The organism is Streptomyces sp. NPDC000880 (assembly GCF_053599675.1).
On sequence record NZ_JBSFMS010000156.1, the window covers coordinates 1 to 15,842 of the forward strand.

At 68.1% G+C, this 15,842-nt stretch carries 19 protein-coding genes; 12 read left to right on the plus strand and 7 right to left on the minus strand.

Translation table 11 applies throughout. The features are described from left to right. Positions 1 to 160: 160 nt before the first annotated feature. Together ACWDO5_RS31970 and ACWDO5_RS31975 are read right to left on the minus strand one after the other, a co-directional pair. Positions 161 to 838, minus strand: coding sequence for a hypothetical protein (locus ACWDO5_RS31970; protein ID WP_450533993.1), 678 nt, complete (start codon positions 836 to 838; stop codon positions 161 to 163). A 435-nt stretch (positions 839 to 1,273) separates the two neighbouring features. Next, a complete protein-coding gene (locus tag ACWDO5_RS31975) occupies positions 1,274 to 1,636 on the minus strand; it encodes an arsenate reductase family protein (RefSeq protein WP_450533994.1) in 363 nt (120 codons plus the stop codon). A 121-nt stretch (positions 1,637 to 1,757) separates the two neighbouring features. Between ACWDO5_RS31975 and ACWDO5_RS31980 the strand changes: the two genes are divergently transcribed. Next, positions 1,758 to 2,027 carry a hypothetical protein gene (locus tag ACWDO5_RS31980; RefSeq protein ID WP_450533996.1) on the plus strand — a complete coding sequence of 90 codons (270 nt, stop codon included), beginning with the start codon at positions 1,758 to 1,760 and terminating at the stop codon, positions 2,025 to 2,027. Between the two features lie 259 nt (positions 2,028 to 2,286). Then, positions 2,287 to 3,630 (plus strand): glycoside hydrolase domain-containing protein, encoded by a 1,344-nt coding sequence (locus ACWDO5_RS31985; RefSeq protein ID WP_450533997.1) that lies wholly within the window; start codon positions 2,287 to 2,289, stop codon positions 3,628 to 3,630. A 141-nt stretch (positions 3,631 to 3,771) separates the two neighbouring features. Here ACWDO5_RS31985 and ACWDO5_RS31990 read toward each other — a convergent pair whose 3' ends face one another. Beyond that, complete coding sequence (locus tag ACWDO5_RS31990) at positions 3,772 to 4,365, minus strand: GNAT family N-acetyltransferase (protein ID WP_450533998.1); 594 nt, start codon at positions 4,363 to 4,365, stop codon at positions 3,772 to 3,774. A 128-nt stretch (positions 4,366 to 4,493) separates the two neighbouring features. Here ACWDO5_RS31990 and ACWDO5_RS31995 point away from each other — a divergent pair, with 128 nt between their 5' ends. The 4 genes from ACWDO5_RS31995 to ACWDO5_RS32010 all read left to right on the plus strand — a co-directional run bounded on the left by ACWDO5_RS31995 (position 4,494) and on the right by ACWDO5_RS32010 (position 9,075). Beyond that, positions 4,494 to 4,997, plus strand: coding sequence for an NUDIX domain-containing protein (locus tag ACWDO5_RS31995; protein WP_450533999.1), 504 nt, complete (start codon positions 4,494 to 4,496; stop codon positions 4,995 to 4,997). A 187-nt stretch (positions 4,998 to 5,184) separates the two neighbouring features. Beyond that, positions 5,185 to 6,054 carry a HalD/BesD family halogenase gene (locus tag ACWDO5_RS32000; protein WP_450534001.1) on the plus strand — a complete coding sequence of 290 codons (870 nt, stop codon included), beginning with the start codon at positions 5,185 to 5,187 and terminating at the stop codon, positions 6,052 to 6,054. 307 nt (positions 6,055 to 6,361) lie between these two features. After that, positions 6,362 to 7,249 (plus strand): class I SAM-dependent methyltransferase, encoded by an 888-nt coding sequence (locus ACWDO5_RS32005; protein ID WP_450534002.1) that lies wholly within the window; start codon positions 6,362 to 6,364, stop codon positions 7,247 to 7,249. Positions 7,250 to 7,272: 23 nt separating this feature from the next. Next, positions 7,273 to 9,075, plus strand: a complete 1,803-nt coding sequence (locus tag ACWDO5_RS32010; protein WP_450534017.1) for a choline/carnitine O-acyltransferase — start codon at positions 7,273 to 7,275, stop codon at positions 9,073 to 9,075. Positions 9,076 to 9,287: 212 nt separating this feature from the next. Here ACWDO5_RS32010 and ACWDO5_RS32015 read toward each other — a convergent pair whose 3' ends face one another. After that, positions 9,288 to 9,587: a hypothetical protein gene (locus ACWDO5_RS32015; RefSeq protein WP_450534003.1), complete on the minus strand. Its 300-nt coding sequence runs from the start codon at positions 9,585 to 9,587 to the stop codon at positions 9,288 to 9,290. Next, entirely contained in the window at positions 9,554 to 9,826 is a 273-nt protein-coding gene (locus tag ACWDO5_RS32020; protein ID WP_450534005.1) for a hypothetical protein, read from the minus strand. Before ACWDO5_RS32020 ends, ACWDO5_RS32015 begins: the two co-directional genes overlap by 34 nt. 168 nt (positions 9,827 to 9,994) lie before the next feature. Here ACWDO5_RS32020 and ACWDO5_RS32025 point away from each other — a divergent pair, with 168 nt between their 5' ends. From ACWDO5_RS32025 to ACWDO5_RS32040, 4 genes are all read left to right on the plus strand, one after another. Continuing rightward, positions 9,995 to 10,471 (plus strand): DUF4265 domain-containing protein, encoded by a 477-nt coding sequence (locus ACWDO5_RS32025; protein ID WP_450534006.1) that lies wholly within the window; start codon positions 9,995 to 9,997, stop codon positions 10,469 to 10,471. A 228-nt stretch (positions 10,472 to 10,699) separates the two neighbouring features. Next, entirely contained in the window at positions 10,700 to 10,885 is a 186-nt protein-coding gene (locus ACWDO5_RS32030; protein WP_450534007.1) for a hypothetical protein, read from the plus strand. A gap of 115 nt (positions 10,886 to 11,000) precedes the next feature. After that, complete coding sequence (locus tag ACWDO5_RS32035; protein ID WP_450534008.1) at positions 11,001 to 11,453, plus strand: hypothetical protein; 453 nt, start codon at positions 11,001 to 11,003, stop codon at positions 11,451 to 11,453. A gap of 45 nt (positions 11,454 to 11,498) precedes the next feature. Next, a complete protein-coding gene (locus ACWDO5_RS32040; RefSeq protein ID WP_450534009.1) occupies positions 11,499 to 11,777 on the plus strand; it encodes a hypothetical protein in 279 nt (92 codons plus the stop codon). 76 nt (positions 11,778 to 11,853) lie between these two features. Here the strand turns inward: ACWDO5_RS32040 and ACWDO5_RS32045 are convergent, their stop codons facing one another. Then, entirely contained in the window at positions 11,854 to 12,759 is a 906-nt protein-coding gene (locus tag ACWDO5_RS32045; protein WP_450534010.1) for a DUF6193 family natural product biosynthesis protein, read from the minus strand. Positions 12,760 to 13,049: 290 nt separating this feature from the next. On the opposite strand from ACWDO5_RS32045, the gene ACWDO5_RS32050 reads away from it, so the two are divergent. Then, positions 13,050 to 13,388: a hypothetical protein gene (locus ACWDO5_RS32050; RefSeq protein ID WP_450534011.1), complete on the plus strand. Its 339-nt coding sequence runs from the start codon at positions 13,050 to 13,052 to the stop codon at positions 13,386 to 13,388. A gap of 250 nt (positions 13,389 to 13,638) precedes the next feature. Here ACWDO5_RS32050 and glnA read toward each other — a convergent pair whose 3' ends face one another. After that, entirely contained in the window at positions 13,639 to 15,048 is a 1,410-nt protein-coding gene (glnA, locus tag ACWDO5_RS32055) for a type I glutamate--ammonia ligase (protein ID WP_450534013.1), read from the minus strand. A gap of 209 nt (positions 15,049 to 15,257) precedes the next feature. On the opposite strand from glnA, the gene ACWDO5_RS32060 reads away from it, so the two are divergent. Then, positions 15,258 to 15,725 (plus strand): RDD family protein, encoded by a 468-nt coding sequence (locus ACWDO5_RS32060; RefSeq protein ID WP_450534015.1) that lies wholly within the window; start codon positions 15,258 to 15,260, stop codon positions 15,723 to 15,725. The last annotated feature ends 117 nt before the right edge of the window (positions 15,726 to 15,842 follow it).

The following is a 15,842-nucleotide window of genomic DNA, read 5'->3' on the forward strand; positions in this document are numbered from 1 at the left end:
CGGGACCCCGCCAAGTGGTGAGGCCGTACGACCGGGATCAGCCCAGCCGGGACACGTCCCGCACCGCGCCCTTGTCGGCGCTCGTCGCCATCGCCACATGACGTACGCCGTTCTCCTCGTCCCAGGAGGAGAACGGCACCGTCCTGATTTCCGTCAGGGATCAGCCGACGCGTTCGATCCGCGCCTTGCGGATCAGGAACTTGCCGGGCTCGCGGACCTGCTCGAAGGCCGCGTTGTTCAGCAGAGCGCAGCTGCCGGAGACAGAGGTGACCTTGACGGTCGTGGACTTGCTGTTGTCGAGGTTGGTGACCTTGAGGGTGGTACCGACCGGGAACTGGTTACTGGAGGCGGCGGGCGCGCCGCCCTCGCCGGACAGGGTCACCGTCGAGCCCGCGCAGACGACCTCGCCGCCGGCGCCCTGGTCGCCGCCTTGACCGCCCTGGTCATCGGCCGGCGGCTGCTCTTCGGCGGGCGGCTGTTCCTCCGCGGGCGGCTGCTCCTCAGCCGGGGGCTGCTCCTCGACAGGAGGCTGCTCGGCGGAGGGAGTGGCCTCGCCCCCACCCCCTCCGACTTCGCACCCGGAAGCCGCCTGCTTCCGCTTGATCTCCTCGATGACAGCCTGCCGGTTGGCGATCCGCGCCTCGGACTGCGCATCCGGATTCGCACGCTGGCCGGCGATGAACTTATCGTTGTTCTGCAGGGCGGTGACCAGTCCGTCGCAGGCCACCGACGCCTGGCTGGTGCCGGTCATCGCCACTGCCGTACCGCCGATCGCGACGGCGGCGCCGACGAGCAGAGCGATCTTCTTCTTCCGGCTGAGGGTCTTCTTGCGGGACACGTGGGACTCCTGTCGGGTCGGTTCCGTGTGCCGTTACGTACGAGTAGAAATCCCGGCTTTCTCAGCCGCCCCATCCACAACGTCATTAACTTTTCTTAAGGCAGCGCGCGGCAGAGCGCGTCCAGCGCCCCGCCATAGGTGTGCTCGGGCGGCGTCGCGTACCGACGACCAGCCCGTCGCGTCCGTCCGCCGGGAAGGCAGCGTGGCGGTAGTCGGCCGGCCCCTCCACCGCCGGCCCCTGCCGGGCCGCAGCCTGCACCACGGCACGCTCGGTCCCGGCGGGAGTTGGAACACGGCGGTCCCGGGCACGGATGAGCGGTGACCTCGCAGGAGCCGGTCCCGGAGCTGAGCCCAGGCCGTGGGCTCGGTACGGCGCTCCGGGGCCTGCGAACTTCTGACGGACCGCCGGCTGGTACGCCGTACCGCTGTGACGTCCTAGGACCGCCCGAGCGCTTCCCGTACGGCCTCATCCGTACGCGCCACGACAGCCGTACCGTCGTCAGCCGTGATGATCGGCCGCTGAATCAGCTTCGGATGCTGTGCGAGGGCGGCCACCCACCGATCCCGCGAACCCTCGTCCCGCGCCCACTCCTTGAGCCCGAGCTCCTTCGCCACGGCTTCCTGCGTCCGCGCGATGTCCCACGGCTCCAGCCCGAGCCGCCCGAGGACGGCCCGGATCTCGTCCGCGCTGGGCACGTCATCGAGGTAGCGCCGGACGGTGTACGCGGCGCCCTCCTCGTCGAGCAGATCAATGGCGCTGCGGCACTTGGAACAGGCGGGGTTGATCCAGATCTCCATGCCGTCACCGTACCGCTCACGCGCCCCTCAAACCCCGTCTGGCCAGGGGTGATTGTCAGTGGTGGCCGGTAGAATGAACAGTAGTTCGGGATGGTCCCGCCACCGCGCCAGGAGGTTGCCGATGGCCGTTGCCACACTCATGACGAAGCCCGTGTACCAGCCGCTGAGGAAGACGCCGCTCCCGGCCGGACAGCCGCGCGAGTGGTACGTCTCCCACAACCGCCGACTGAAGGCCATGCGCCTGGCGATCGCCCTGCTCGACTCGGGCGTCTACCACCCGGCGACGGCCGACAACCGGAAGATACGAGCGACAGCGGAGAGCGTCGGGATCCACCCGCCGTCGGACACGACGTGCCGGATGGTGCGGGCACTGATCCGTTACGGCCGCTGAGCGCCACGTTCCGCCGCCGCCACCTCAAGTGACGGCGGCGGGACGCATGTCCGCCTGCCGCACGTGCAGCGTGCCCGCGAGTCCCCCGCGTCAGCATTGTCCTGACCCCGGGTGGTCATCGGCCTGTTGGCAGCGGGGCCGAATGCTCCTTGGTAACAAGCTGAGGGGCCCTGGTAACAACCCGCGCGCCTCAGGGCACGGTTGGTGAGAAATAGGGCATTCTGACCCCATTCGCTTCAAGCCGCCCCGGGGGGCAGACATGTCGCACCCGCACCGCACGTTCCGTACCCTTCGCAGATTCCTCGTCCTCTCGGCCGTCGGCGTGCTGAGCGCCGGCACCGCGCTCGCCTCCACCCCGTCCGCCGCTGCCGAACCGGCAACGGAGGTCGCCTATCCCGCGGGAGCGAGCGCAACCCGCTACTCCGGACTCGCCTTCGACACCTGTACGGCGCCCCCGCTGACGGCGATCCAGGCGTGGAGCGCTTCCCCGTACCGCGCCGTGGGTGTGTACATCGGCGGCGTCAACCGCACCTGCGCCCAGCCGCAACTGACCGCGTCGTGGGTCACGTCCGTGTCGGCGCTGAAGTGGCGTCTGCTGCCCATCTACAAGGGCCTGCAACCGCCCTGCGGCGGCAAGCCCACCGACGCCAAGATCAGCTCCGTCGCGGCGACCGCCAGGTCCCAGGGCACGGCGGCGGCCACCGACGCCATCGCCAAGGCCGAGGCGCTCGGCATGCAGCCCGGCAGCGCCTTCTACAACGACATCGAGAACTACGTCCAGACGGATACCACTTGCCAGGCCGCAGTGCTGTCGTACGTCTCCGCCTGGACGAAAGAGCTGCACCGGCTCGGCTATGTCTCGGGCGTCTACATGAACCTCAACCTCGGGGCGAAGCAGCTCTCCGACGTTTACACGTCCACCGCCTATGCCCGTCCCGACGCGCTGTGGATCGCCCGCTACGACGGAGTCGACTCCCTGAAGGGCTGGACCAACATCGCCGACGCCAAATGGGCCTCCCACCAGCGGGCCAAGCAGTTCAAGGGCGACCACAACGAGACCTACGGCGGCGTCACCATCAACATCGACACCAACCGGCTCGACACTCCGGTCGCCACCGTGGCCCACACGTACACGGCGACGAGCTCCATCACACTCAACGCCCGCACCGGTCCCTCGACGGGCTACCCCGTCGCCAAGTCGTACGCGCCCGGGTCCTCCCTCAAGGTGGTGTGCCAGGCGCCCGGTTCCACCGTCGGCAGCACCCGCGTGTGGGACAAGCTCTCCGACGGCACCTACGTCACCGACTACTACGTGAGCACCCCGTCCAAGGCCACCTACAGCGCCCCGCTGCCGCGCTGCACGTACCCGTACCAGGCCACCGCCCCCGGCGGTCTCACCGAGCGCAGCGGCCCCGGCACCTCGTACGCCACCGCAGGGACGTCACCCAACGGGTCCCTTGCATGGGTGTACTGCCAGCGGGCCGGCTCGGCGGTCGGCACCACCAAGATCTGGGACAGGATGGACAACGGCCGCTATGTCTCGGACTACTACGTGGCCACCCCCAGCAACACGACCTACAGCAAGCCGGCTCCACGCTGCTGACGGACGCAGGTCCGGTGTCGCGCCCGGCGGCGATCAAACAGGCCGCCGGGCTCGCCCCGCCCACGTCGGCAGGGCCGGCGACCTGCCCTGGCCGGGCGGCGTACCGGCGCGATGCTCATCCGCGCCGCGGTGTGAGGGCGTTCAGATCCGGGCGCTGAGGCGCGCCTTCGCGGCCGGCCATTCCTCGGCGAGGATCGAGAAGTAGACGCTGTCCCGCCAAGTGCCGTCCGGCCGCTGCTTGTGGCGGCGCAGTACGCCTTCCCGCTGCGCCCCCAGGCGGGCGATTGCGGCCTGAGACCTCTCGTTCATGTGGTCGGTCTTCAACTGCACGCGGCCCATGCCCAGTTCCTCGAAGGCGTGGCCCAGCAACAGCAGCTTCGTCTCGGTGTTGACCGCTGTGCGCCAGGACGCGCGGCCGTACCAGGTCCAGCCGATCTCCAGCCGCTCGCTCTCCGTATCGATGTCCATGTACGTCGTCCAGCCGACGGCCTGGCCGGTCGGGCGATGAATCACGGCGAACGGTACGTACTTGCCCCGCTCGGCGGCGGCAAGCAGCTCACGGAGCTTGAACCCGAGTTCCTCCTGCGTGCGCGGCGTCGGTCCGCCCTGCCAGCGCCACACCTCGTCGTCCCCGCCGCCCGCGGCGAAGAGGTCTCCGAGATGATCCGTCGTCAAGGGTTCGAGACGCACGTGATGGCCGGTCAGCGTCAGGGGAAGCGGTGTCTTGGCAGGCATGGCTCGAAGGGTAGCTTCGTTCTGCACTAGCTTCAATTGAGTTCTGCACTAGCGCAAAACAGGAAACCTGCAGAGGCCGTGCTGTGCGGCTAGGGTGCCCAACTGTCCTGACAGACGAAGGGATCACAGTGGCTCAGCCGGAGACCGACGACCGTCGCCAAGCCCTCACGCCCGCGCTCGAATCAATGACCCTCCTCGTCGCGGCCGTCATCGTCCACGACGAGGAGGCCAACCGCGTGGTCCTCCTCCAGCGCGGCCCGAGCAACAAATTCGCCCCGGGCATGTGGGACCTTCCGGTCGGCAAGAGCGACCCGGGCGAGCCGATCACCGAAGCCGCGGTTCGCGAACTCCACGAGGAGACCGGTCTGATCGTCAAGTCCGACGCCCTGCGAGTAGCGCACATCATCCATGGCGCCTGGGGCGTCGAAGCGCCCAACGGATTCCTCACCGTCGTCTTCGCCACCCGGGAGTGGGCCGGGGAGCCGGAGAACCTCGAACCCGGGAAGCACGCCCAGGTCTGCTGGGCCGATGCGACAGCCCTGCCGGCGGACTTCGTACCCACGTCGGCCACAGCTCTGCGCCGGTACCTGGCCGGTGGTCCAGAGGTGACCCTGAACGGCTGGGCAACGTGACGACTCGGGCCCGGTCCGGGCCTCCTTGCGGCTCGAGTGTGCCGCGTGCACACAGTGTGACGTGTCACAGACAACTCGGAGCAGCTATGGGAGTTTCAACTCCGTTGCCCCCCAGTTGAGTTGATGATGAGCCGTGGGCCCGGGGCATCCGGCTCGGGACGGTCTGCCCGCACGTGGAGAGGATCGAATGAGCACTCTTGAAGCCATGGCGCTCGACCAGGTGGTCGACACGGCCCGGTATCCCCTGTCCGAACTCGAGAGCGCCGAGGGGCAGGCCGTGGTATCCCGTGCCCGGCGCGAACTGCAGACTCTCGGCTGCACCGTGCTGCCGGACTTCATCCGTCCGTCGCTCCGCGATGTCCTGCGGCAGGAGTGCTCGGCCATCGCCCCCCGGGCGCACTTCGACGTCGAAACGGTCAACGTCTACAACATCGCGGTGGACTCGGCCCTGCCGGAGGACCACCCCGGCCGGAGGACCTTCCAGCGGGGCAACGCGTTTGTCGCGCGGGACCGTATCCCCGCAGGCTCCCTCATCAGCCGGCTCTACTCCCACAAGGTGTTCCAGCGCTTCATCGCCCGCTGCTTCAGACTGCCGCAACTGCACGAATTGGCGGACCCGCTCTCCGGGCTGGTTCTCAACGTCGTAGCACCAGGCATGGAGCACCCCTGGCATTTCGACACCAACGAGTTCACCGTGAGCATGCTCACCCAGGAAGCGCAGGCCGGCGGCGTCTTCGAGTACTGCCCGAACATCAGGTCCGCGCACGACGAGAGGTTCGACGACGTCCGGGACGTACTGCACGGACGGGGCGAGCGGATGACCCGGCGTCTCCCCCTGCAACCTGGTGACCTGCAGCTGTTCATGGGCCGCTACTCGCTGCACCGGGTGAGCCCGGTGCAGGGCGAGGTCGCGCGCCACTCCGCGATATTCGCCTACAGCGAGCGCCCCGGCGTGATTGGGAGCGTGGCACGGACCCGGCAGCTCTTCGGCCGGGTACTTCCCGAGCACCTGGCAGCCGAGGGCCGGGCCGTCCGGGGCGATCAACTGCTGGATTAGGCCCTGTCCGGGCGATCTTCGAGGATCAGCCCGCGGCGTCAGATGCATGGGCTCTCCTCAGGCCCGAAGGGCCTGGGGGACGCATCGCAAGGCGGTGGGGGCACCCCCGGACGAAGTCTGGGGGAGATCGTCCTCGAACTGGACGTACTTGGGCGACTTTCGACAACACAGCGAGGTGCCGTAGCTGTCGTCGCGGGCCCGACAAGATCGCCCGGACAGGGCCTGGCGGGCGCCGAGCACGTACGCGCCCGACCGCAGCTGTAGTAGGCCGTTGCCCCACTCTGCAATCCACGGAGGAGTAAGCCCTGTGCGTTTCGACGCGACCGGAAAAGTCTCGCTCGACCACATCTACACCCAGCCCGATCCGCGCAGCTACTTCAGTGTGCTGCGCCCGCTCGGCTACTGCGTTCCGCAACAGGCCAAGCCCTACTTCGCGAAGCTCATCAAGGAGTACCGGGAGGCCCAGCGTGTCGCGGTGCCGCAGGTGCTGGACATCGGGTGCTCGTACGGAGTAAACGCCGCCCTGCTGAAGTACGACGCGACCATGGACGAGCTGTACGCGCGCTACTGCGGTAAGGATCGCGAAGGGGAGAGCCGCGAAGCCCTGCTGGCCTGCGACCGGGAGCTGTCCCGGTCGCGCCAGCCCCCGCAGCGCATCCGCTTCGTCGGCCTGGACACCTCCGGCAGCGCGCTGTCCTACGCGATCGAGGCCGGGTTCCTCGACGACGGGGTGCACGCCGACCTGGAGGCGCACGAGCCCACACCGCGGCAGTGCGCCCAGTTCGCCGGGACGGACCTGGTGATCTCGACGGGCTGCCTCGGCTACGTCACCGAGCGGACGCTCACGCGCGTTGTCCGGGCGCAGGGTGGCCGCCGGCCCTGGATGGCGCACTTCGTGCTGCGGATGTTCCCGTTCGACCCGGTCGAGCGCGCGCTGGCCGGGCTGGGGTACCGGACCACCCGGGTAGAAGAGGTGTTCAAACAGCGGCGGTTCGCCTCCCCTCAGGAGCAGGCGCTCGTGCTGGACAGGATGTCGGCCGCCGGGGTGGATGCGCGGGGCCTGGAGGCGGAAGGCTGGCTCTACGCACAGCTTTACCTCTCCCTGCCGTACGGCACATCAGGTCCTGAGACCGGGGGGCTCGCCGCCCGCGAGGAAACCACAGGTCCCCACGATCCGAATCGAGAGCAGAATTGAACACCAGCCGGCAAATGGCAGCCATGACGACCTTCGCCCAGGAGGACAGCCTGCCGCGCGTGCCGCTGCCCACGCTGGAGGCGAGCTGCGAGAGGTTCCTCGCCTGGTGCGCGCCGCTGCTGACCGCCGACGAACGAGCGGCGACCGAGGCAGAGGTGACCGCCTTTCTCCGGCCTGATGGCCCCGGCCGGGTGCTGCAAGCGGCGCTGGAGGAGTACGACGCCACGGAGGGCGTGCACAGCTGGCTCGACACCTTCTGGCCGTACCGCTACCTGGGCCGTAGGGACCGGATCGCGCTCAACGCCAACTTCTTCTTCCTGTTTCAGGACTCCGGCCGGCCGCAGGTGGAGCGGGCGGCCGGGCTCATCGCCGGGGCCGTCAACTACAAGCGGCAGCTCGACCAGGGGCTCGTCCCGCCGGTGGTGCAGCGCGGCGTGCCCCAGTCGATGGTGCAGAACAATTTCCTGTTCTCCACCACCCGGATTCCCGGCGCGAAGCAGGACACCGTTCGCGCTCCCTACTCCGCGGAGTCGCCCGGCCCGTCCAAGGCCCGGCACATCGTGGTGTTCTTCCGGGGCGGCATGTTCCGGCTGGACGTGCTCGGCGCGGACGGTGTCCCGCACAGCCTGGACGACCTGGGGGCGGGTCTGCATGCCGTAATGAAGGCCGGTGCCGAGCCGGCCGCCGCGGACACCTCGGTGGGTCACCTCACCACCATGGCCCGCGCGGAATGGGCGGCCGCCCGGGAGTCCCTGCTCGCCTGCCACCCCCGCAACGCGGACGCGCTGGACGACATCGAGACCGCGCTGTTCTGCGTCTGTCTGGAGGACTTCGCACCCGCGGACACCCAGGAGGCGTGCGACGAGTTGCTGTACGGCGACCGAGGCAACCGCTGGTTCGACAAGGCCGTGTCCTTCGTCGTCTTCGCCGACGGCCGGGCGGGGATCAATGTGGAGCACTGCGAGCTGGACGGAACCACCATCCTCAGCTTCACCGACGCTCTGCTGACCACCCCGGCCGAGGAGCACTCCCGCCAGTCCGGAGCCCGCTCCCAGGGGCTGCCGGCGCTGGAGCCGGTCGTGTTCGAGCTGGACGGCGCCCTGCGGGCCCAGGTGCGCTCCGCCGCCGACGCGTTCGCCGCGTACGGGGAGAAGACCGCGACCAGCACCGTGTCGTTCGCGGACTTCGGCAGCAACGCGGCCAAGGCGCTGGGGGTGTCGCCGGACGCGTTCGTCCAAGTCGCCTACCAGCTCGCCCACCAGCGCGCCAAGGGGCGCCTGGGCACCACGTACGAGTCGATCGCCACCCGGCAGTACCGGCTCGGGCGGACCGAAGCGATGCGCGTCGTCACCCCCGGGATCCGCGATTTCGTCGCGGCCATGGAGAACCCGGCAGCGGACGAGGACACCCGGCGCGCCGCGTTCCGGGCAGCCGCCGAGCAGCATGTGGCCCGAGCGAAGGAGTGCCAGCTCGGGCAGGCGCCCGAGCAGCACCTGTGGGAGCTGGAGTTGATCCAGCGTCGGCGAGGGGCGGAGCTGGGAGTGATCGAGCAGCCCGCGCTGTACCGGACGCCGGGCTGGCTGACGATGCGCGACGACTACCTGAGCACCAGTTCCGCGCCGTCCGCCAACATCCAGTACTTCGGCTTCGGGTCGACCAGCAGCCGGTGCATCGGCGTCGCCTATGTGCTGCTGCCGGAGCGGTTCAACCTCTATCTGAGCACGCCGCAAACGGTGGCCGACCAGATGCGGACATTCGCCGACCGGCTGCGGGAGGCGGTGGGCGAACTGCGGGAGTTGCTGGCGCCCGAGGGGTCCGAGGACTGAAAGAGTGCGGAGAGGGCCGCCACCTCGCATCGGGGTGGCGGCCTTTCAGCATCAGGTGGAGCCCAGGTCTGATCCGGCGCACAGTGTCCGGCCGATCAGGCGCCATGCTGGAAACCGCACCGGCGAAAGGGAGATGGGCTCATGCGCCCTCGCGGACTGATGCCGCGCTCAGGCAGTGCAACGTAAACCGCCGGGATCCAGAGCACGCGCTCTTACGCGACGGCGAAGGTGTGTTGTGCCTGCGAACCGGTGGTGGCCTTGGACTGGAATGCTGGGATTTGGGTGGGGGTTGTGCGGTTCGTGGTGTTGCCGAGGCCGAGCTGGCCTTTGTCGCTGAGTCCCCAGCACCACAGGGCTCCGGTCGTGCGGGTCGCGCAGGTGTGGGAACTGCCGGCGGTGACCGATGACCAATTGGTGGCGGTGCCGACCTGGGCCGGGCTGGTGCGGTTCAGGTTGTCGCCGAGGCCGAGCTGTGCGGCTACGGCTGCTCTTCGTCCCAGACCTCGACGCATACCTCACCCAGCAGGGCGCTCGACTCCCCGCTCGGCATCAATGCATCGCGCAACAGCCCCTCGGGAGCGCACCCCCGCAGCGTCAGGACCTCGCGTGGTGGCGGCACCTTGTCCACGAACATGCCCTCGGCACCCGCGCACCGCCCCCAGAACTCTTCCTGGTCCTCCTCGCCCTGGTGGACCAGCAGGTATTTCACCGGGAAGCCCCGCTCCCAAGCGGCATGATCTTCGACCTGCACTCAACCCCCGAACTCCCGGACGATTCTCCTTGCCCACGATACGGCGCCGTTTGAGGGCGGCTTCAACTAATTTCGGCCCGTGGACCTTGGCCGACGACAGACGAATATTGAGCAACCAGCGCAGCCCCGGTGAGAAGTACCGTTTCCGGGCAGCGCATGATGCCGGTCATGGAGAGCACGGTCGAGAAGATCAAGGTCTGGTTCCGGTTCGTTCCTCGCGAGGGTTGGTTCCCGCAGGACACAGAGGGCCTGTGGGCAACGAAGCTCGGTGATGACACGGCCATCGTGCAGAACATCCCCTTCCTTCAGGACGGGGTCGCTGAAGGTGATGTGGTTCGGTATCAGACCGATGCCGACGGCCTCCACTGGGCCGTTGGGCGAGTCAGTACCGCCGGCAACTGCACGATTCGCGTCGTGCCTGTTCCTACCGGCCCTTTGGGACGCAGTCCCCAGGCGGTGCACCAGCGTCTTTCGGCGTTCGGGCTCGGAGGCGAGGTCTTCAGCGAGGACTTCCCCATGGTGGCCTTCACCGCACCGGCTGACGCGGACTTCACCGGGATCAAGACGCTCCTGGATCAAGGGGAAGAGGAAGGGTGGTGGCACTACGAAGTTGGCTGTGGCACCGAGGAGTGGCGGAATGCCTGACCTTTGCGGGACTTCTCCGACGACAAACATTCGTCCCCCGAGCTGCCTCGTGTCCTTCGCGCTGGCCACCGCCGCGGTGCGGACTCTTCCGACGGAGTGACCATGACCGACTTCCCTCGTGTACTTGCCGCCTGGTGCAGCGGCCAAGGAGCCGGCCTCCGAGCAGCGGCAATCGGCTGTGAGCTCGGTACCTCTCCGGCCGACGGCCGCAGCAAGGCGAGTGCTTGGGTGACCCTCAGCACCAATGCCCGACTCGCCACCATCACCGTCTGGGACACCGGCGAAGCAGAACTCGACCACGCAGACGTCGAGAGCGGTCAGATCCGCCCTGAGCACCGCCTCCTCCAGACAGAGGAGGATCTCTTCAACGCGCTGTCAGCACTCGTGCAGTGGATGCGATCTCCAGCGCATTGAGCGGACCGCAGCGTGGTCCGAGGCCCCTGCCCCTCCACCCCACCGATCCCCTGCGGGGAGAGGCCGTTGCGAAACCCGGACGACAGGCCCCATCTCTGCCCGCCAGAATCCGAGCATGTCCACCGACATGAGCGGAATGATCGAGTGCAGGCCAGGAGCCCGGATCTGGGGCGAGGACGACGAGGACGCCGTCTGGATGGCCGCCATCGACCTGTTCCTCCTCAACACCGGCAATGCCTACGACGCACTCGCCTGCCTCTTCGGGGTGCGTAACTCCTTCGGGTTCCAGCCGCTGGCCGAAGATCGCGGCCTGCCGGAGGACGTCTCCGACGGGGTGCGCGCTGCCTTCACCGCATACGGCGGACCCGAGTACGCCCACGGCACCACCTGGATCACCGGGGCCGAACTGGCCGCTGCCAACTGGGACGAGACCGACAACTCCGGTGCACACAGCCGTCGCGCGGTCGCGGGCGAGACCACCCACTGGGGACCGGTTTGGGAGGTGATGCGGACACTGGGTGGGCTGCACGGCCCGGAGAACGTACGGCTCGTCGTCTGGTTCGATTGATCATCGAGCTGTCGGAGGACGACAGCGGTGGGCCAGGATGAGCCGGTGACGCGATGGTTCCGCAGCTACTGGGATGAAGAAGACACCTGGTTCTACTTCGAGGTCGGCGACGACGATTGGGTGCGCCGGCAGGTCGAACTCGAAGGGCCTGCGCTGCGACCCATCGCGGCCGCGTCGGCCGAGGACGACGATGCCCGGTACGGGTTCACTGCCGAATCGCCCGTCACCGACTGGGAGGGGCACGTCGAGGAGCCGCTGGCCTTCGAGGAGTTCGAAGACGTCTGGGCCGCAGCCCGGCGACACCTCACGGCCCCCGAAGACTGACATGTCAGCCGACGCCATTCAGGCCGGCGGAGTCGCAGCTCGTTGTTCCGGCAGGGTGCGGCGGCGATCGCGCGCCTCACGCAGTTCGGTCGGCGGTTCCCTCCACGGCCGGGCCGAGGCCGGCGGGAAGGTGGGACACCGCCAAGGCAACGGCCTCTCCGGCCGTGGCCGTCTCGCCGAGGACCTCGGCCCGCAAGTGCTTCATCACCCGGTACGGACTGCCGTCGTACGACGGGGCGATGCCCACCTCAATACGGAACGGAAATCCGGTGCAGGAGCTGAAGCCAAGCGTCCAGTGGCTGGAGAACACGTAGAGCTGCCGCAGTATCGGTTCAGCATGAGCCGCTTCCACCAGTGCGCCGAACTCCGGGAAATCCGGGGCCTCGGCCGCCTCCTCGCGCATCGTTCGCCACTGCAGCTCCACCACTGCCGCTGGCCCGCGCTCGTGAGCCTCCGCGCGTTCACTGGAGTCCAGAAACGGCAGCCCAGCTCGCAGCTCCGCCAGTCCCCCGTCCTGTGCCCACGCCGCACCAGCCCTGACGACATCCGCCAGTTCCGTCGTGGCTCCGGTGATGAGCTCAATCCCCTGGCCCCAACCCGAGACGCTGAACCAACGGTTGATTGCCCCGATGTAGACGGCCAGCGGTTTGCGCCCTGCGACCGACGTAGCGATGCCAGCGGTAACGGGGGACCCGCCTTCGATGGGAATCAGCGTCAGATCCACACCGAGTTCGGACGCCAGCTGTTGCAGCGCTGCGGCCAGGCTGCCCGCAGCAGCCAGGTCAGGGTAAAGGTCAGAGTCCACCTCCACAGTCTGCCGTCGCAACGCCACCAAGAGAACGGCGATCAGGCACAGCGCAGGAGGAGGACGGCCTGACGCCACCCCGTATACCGCCCTTAAATCAAGGGCCCTGGAGCCGCCAGGAAAGGGGCCGTACGCGGCCTCGGTCATCGACCGCTCGGCTGAGCGGATCACGCTCATCGTCGCCGCCGACGACTGAGGCAACCCTCGGGGCTTCCGCTGCGGTGGCTGATATCAGGAGCGGAGCCCCAACCGAATCGCCGCAAGAGTGACCGTGCCGTGGAAGACGTAGTACCGGACAGAACGACCGGCCGACAGGCGGGGTACCTGGCCCATCGGACAGGCCCTAGGATTCCTCGATGGCCAGCTGGGGGTGCGGTGGAACACGTTGAGGTGCCGGGGCCGAATCCGGAGTGGGCGTCGGCGGCGTCGTATCGGCCGGGAAACCCCAACCCCGCCTGCAGTTCGGCATGTGGTGGTACGTCTCGGGGATCTTCCGTGTTGTTGCCGGCCTTACGCCGTCGCTGGAGGCGTTGGCGGCACGGTTGCGCCTCACCATCGAACACAGTTGGGAGGACCTGGGGTCCGTCGACGTCGCGATGCTCCATATCCGAGGCGTGGACTTCGCTCTCCATCGACTCGAAGGGAGTCCCTGCCAGGACACCATCGTCTCGGTGGTCCGCTCCACGGAAGACGTCGACGCGCCACTCAGCATGCTGCTGGATGCGCTGGGAATCGGCCGTGAAGCTCTCAGATTCGTCGGTGATGAAGAGACGGGGTACGAGGCCCCGGGGCAGTCGGAGCCCTGAGCCCGTCGGCACTAGGTATTTCGGGCGTGTGTGTGCGAGGGGCCGCGCCATAGAACGAGTGAGGCCGCCACCCCGATGGGGGTGGCGGCCTCACTGTTGCTGACGCTGCGTCAGAGGATCGGCCGGGCGGTGCACACGCGGTGCACAAGGGGGCGGAAAGCAAGCGGGAACAGCGAGCACTGCTGAGCAGTGTTTTCGCAGGTCAACGCATGTTTTCAGGATTCCCGCCCAGGTCGCCCGGACCTGATTTTTAGATGTCGAAGTACAGCTCGAACTCGTGCGGGTGCGGCCGCAGCTGGATCGGCGCGATCTCGTGCGTCCGCTTGTAGTCGATCCACGTCTCGATCAGGTCCGACGTGAACACCCCGCCCACCTGCAGGTACTCGTTGTCCGCCTCCAGCGCCTCCAGCACCGCCGGGAGCGAGGTCGGGACCTGCGGGACGCTCGCGTGCTCGTCGGGGGCGAGCTCGTAGAGATCCTTGTCGATCGGCTCCGCCGGCTCGATCTTGTTCTTGACGCCGTCGAGGCCCGCGAGCAGCAGCGCCGAGAACGCCAGGTACGGGTTCGACGACGGGTCCGGCGCGCGGAACTCCACGCGCTTCGCCTTCGGGTTCGAGCCCGTGATCGGGATGCGCATCGCCGCCGAGCGGTTGCGCTGCGAGTAGACCAGGTTGACCGGCGCCTCGAAGCCCGGGACCAGGCGGTGGTACGAGTTCACCGTCGGGTTCGTGAAGGCCAGCAGCGACGGGGCGTGCTTCAGGATGCCGCCGATGTAGTAGCGGGCGGTGTCCGAGAGGCCCGCGTAGCCCTGCTCGTCGTAGAACAGCGGGGAGCCGCCCTGCCACAGGGACTGGTGGACGTGCATGCCCGAGCCGTTGTCGCCGAAGATCGGCTTCGGCATGAAGGTCGCGGTCTTGCCGTTGCGCCAGGCGACGTTCTTCACGATGTACTTGAAGAGCATCAGGTCGTCGGCGGCGGCCAGCAGCGTGTTGAACTTGTAGTTGATCTCCGCCTGGCCGGCCGTGCCCACCTCGTGGTGCTGGCGCTCGACCTGGAGGCCGGACGCCTCCAGCTCCAGGGAGATCTCGGCACGCAGGTCGGCGAAGTGGTCGACCGGCGGGGCCGGGAAGTAGCCGCCCTTGTAGCGGACCTTGTAGCCGCGGTTGTCCTCGAGCGCACCGGTGTTCCAGGCGCCGGCCTCGGAGTCGATGTGGTAAAAGCCCTCGTTCGCCGTGGTGTTGAAGCGCACGTTGTCGAAGACGTAGAACTCGGCCTCGGGGCCGAAGTACGCCGTGTCGGCGATGCCCGTGGAGGCGAGGTAGGCCTCCGCCTTCTTGGCGATGTTGCGCGGGTCACGGCTGTACTGCTCGCCCGTGATCGGGTCGTGGATGAAGAAGTTGATGTTGAGCGTCTTGTCCTTGCGGAACGGGTCGAGCCGCGCCGTCGACAGGTCCGCGCGCAGCGCCATGTCCGACTCGTGGATCGCCTGGAAGCCGCGGATCGACGAGCCGTCGAAGGCCAGCTCGTCGGACGGGTCGAACGCCGTCGCCGGGATCGTGAAGTGCTGCATCACGCCGGGGAGGTCACAGAATCGGACGTCGACCATCTTGACGTCGTTGTCCGCGATGAACCTCTTGGCGTCGTCGGCGTTCTGGAACATCCAACTCCTCCTACTCCCGACCCGGGATGGGCGGGGTTGTAGCTCTTCGTGCGGCCAGTGCGGTGGCACACGCTGAGACCCGACCTTAGGCAGGCGGGATTTCTCAAGCATGACCCATTTGTTTCGTCGAAGTTAACCGGGTCGGGAGTCTGGGCGGCATCAAGGCCCCGGCTTCGGGTGGGTGAAACCGGGCGCAGTAACGTGTACGGGTGGACAACAGGCAAGTAATCGGATCGTGGCTCTCCGGGCCCCGCTCGGCGGCCGAGGACATGGGCGCCGACTTCGGTCACCGGGGTGAGCGGCTTGGTCTGCCGGAGGCGGGGCCGGGCTCCATCGCCCCCCTCGGGCGGCGCTTCGGCGCGGTCCTCATCGACTGGGGGCTGTGCCTCCTGATCGCATACGGGCTGTTCGCGAACGGTGACCGGCAGGGTGCCGGAAACTGGGCGCTCGGCATCTTCCTCGTACTGAGCGTGCTGACCGTCACAACCGTCGGCTTCACGCCCGGCAAGCGGATTCTCCGGCTGCGCGTCATCTCCGAGGACGGCGGGCGGCTCGGGATCTTCCGGGTTCTCGTGCGCAGCGTGCTTCTCTGCCTCGCGATCCCGGCCCTCATCTGGGACCGCGACGGGCGCGGGCTGCACGACCGCCTCGCCCGCGCCGTACAGGTGAGGATCTGACCCGGTAGACGAGACATGGAGGCGGCCGGTGGCCGCTGCGGTGGCACCACGCGCTGCTCTCGGCTTGGACGGCCTGCTGGTTCTTCGTGACCGAGCGCAACGGCGGCTTGTCGTGGC

Bases quoted from the DNA above. Each gene is read 5' to 3' on its own strand.
- ACWDO5_RS31975 (WP_450533994.1), bottom strand. From the start codon at position 1,636: ATGGAGATCTGGATCAACCCCGCCTGTTCCAAGTGCCGCAGCGCCATT.
- ACWDO5_RS31980 (WP_450533996.1), top strand. From the start codon at position 1,758: ATGGCCGTTGCCACACTCATGACGAAGCCCGTGTACCAGCCGCTGAGG.
- ACWDO5_RS31985 (WP_450533997.1), top strand. From the start codon at position 2,287: ATGTCGCACCCGCACCGCACGTTCCGTACCCTTCGCAGATTCCTCGTC.
- ACWDO5_RS31990 (WP_450533998.1), bottom strand. From the start codon at position 4,365: ATGCCTGCCAAGACACCGCTTCCCCTGACGCTGACCGGCCATCACGTG.
- ACWDO5_RS32000 (WP_450534001.1), top strand. From the start codon at position 5,185: ATGAGCACTCTTGAAGCCATGGCGCTCGACCAGGTGGTCGACACGGCC.
- ACWDO5_RS32010 (WP_450534017.1), top strand. From the start codon at position 7,273: ATGACGACCTTCGCCCAGGAGGACAGCCTGCCGCGCGTGCCGCTGCCC.
- ACWDO5_RS32015 (WP_450534003.1), bottom strand. From the start codon at position 9,587: ATGCGTCGAGGTCTGGGACGAAGAGCAGCCGTAGCCGCACAGCTCGGC.
- ACWDO5_RS32025 (WP_450534006.1), top strand. From the start codon at position 9,995: ATGGAGAGCACGGTCGAGAAGATCAAGGTCTGGTTCCGGTTCGTTCCT.
- ACWDO5_RS32035 (WP_450534008.1), top strand. From the start codon at position 11,001: ATGTCCACCGACATGAGCGGAATGATCGAGTGCAGGCCAGGAGCCCGG.
- ACWDO5_RS32045 (WP_450534010.1), bottom strand. From the start codon at position 12,759: ATGAGCGTGATCCGCTCAGCCGAGCGGTCGATGACCGAGGCCGCGTAC.
- ACWDO5_RS32050 (WP_450534011.1), top strand. From the start codon at position 13,050: ATGTGGTGGTACGTCTCGGGGATCTTCCGTGTTGTTGCCGGCCTTACG.
- glnA (WP_450534013.1), bottom strand. From the start codon at position 15,048: ATGTTCCAGAACGCCGACGACGCCAAGAGGTTCATCGCGGACAACGAC.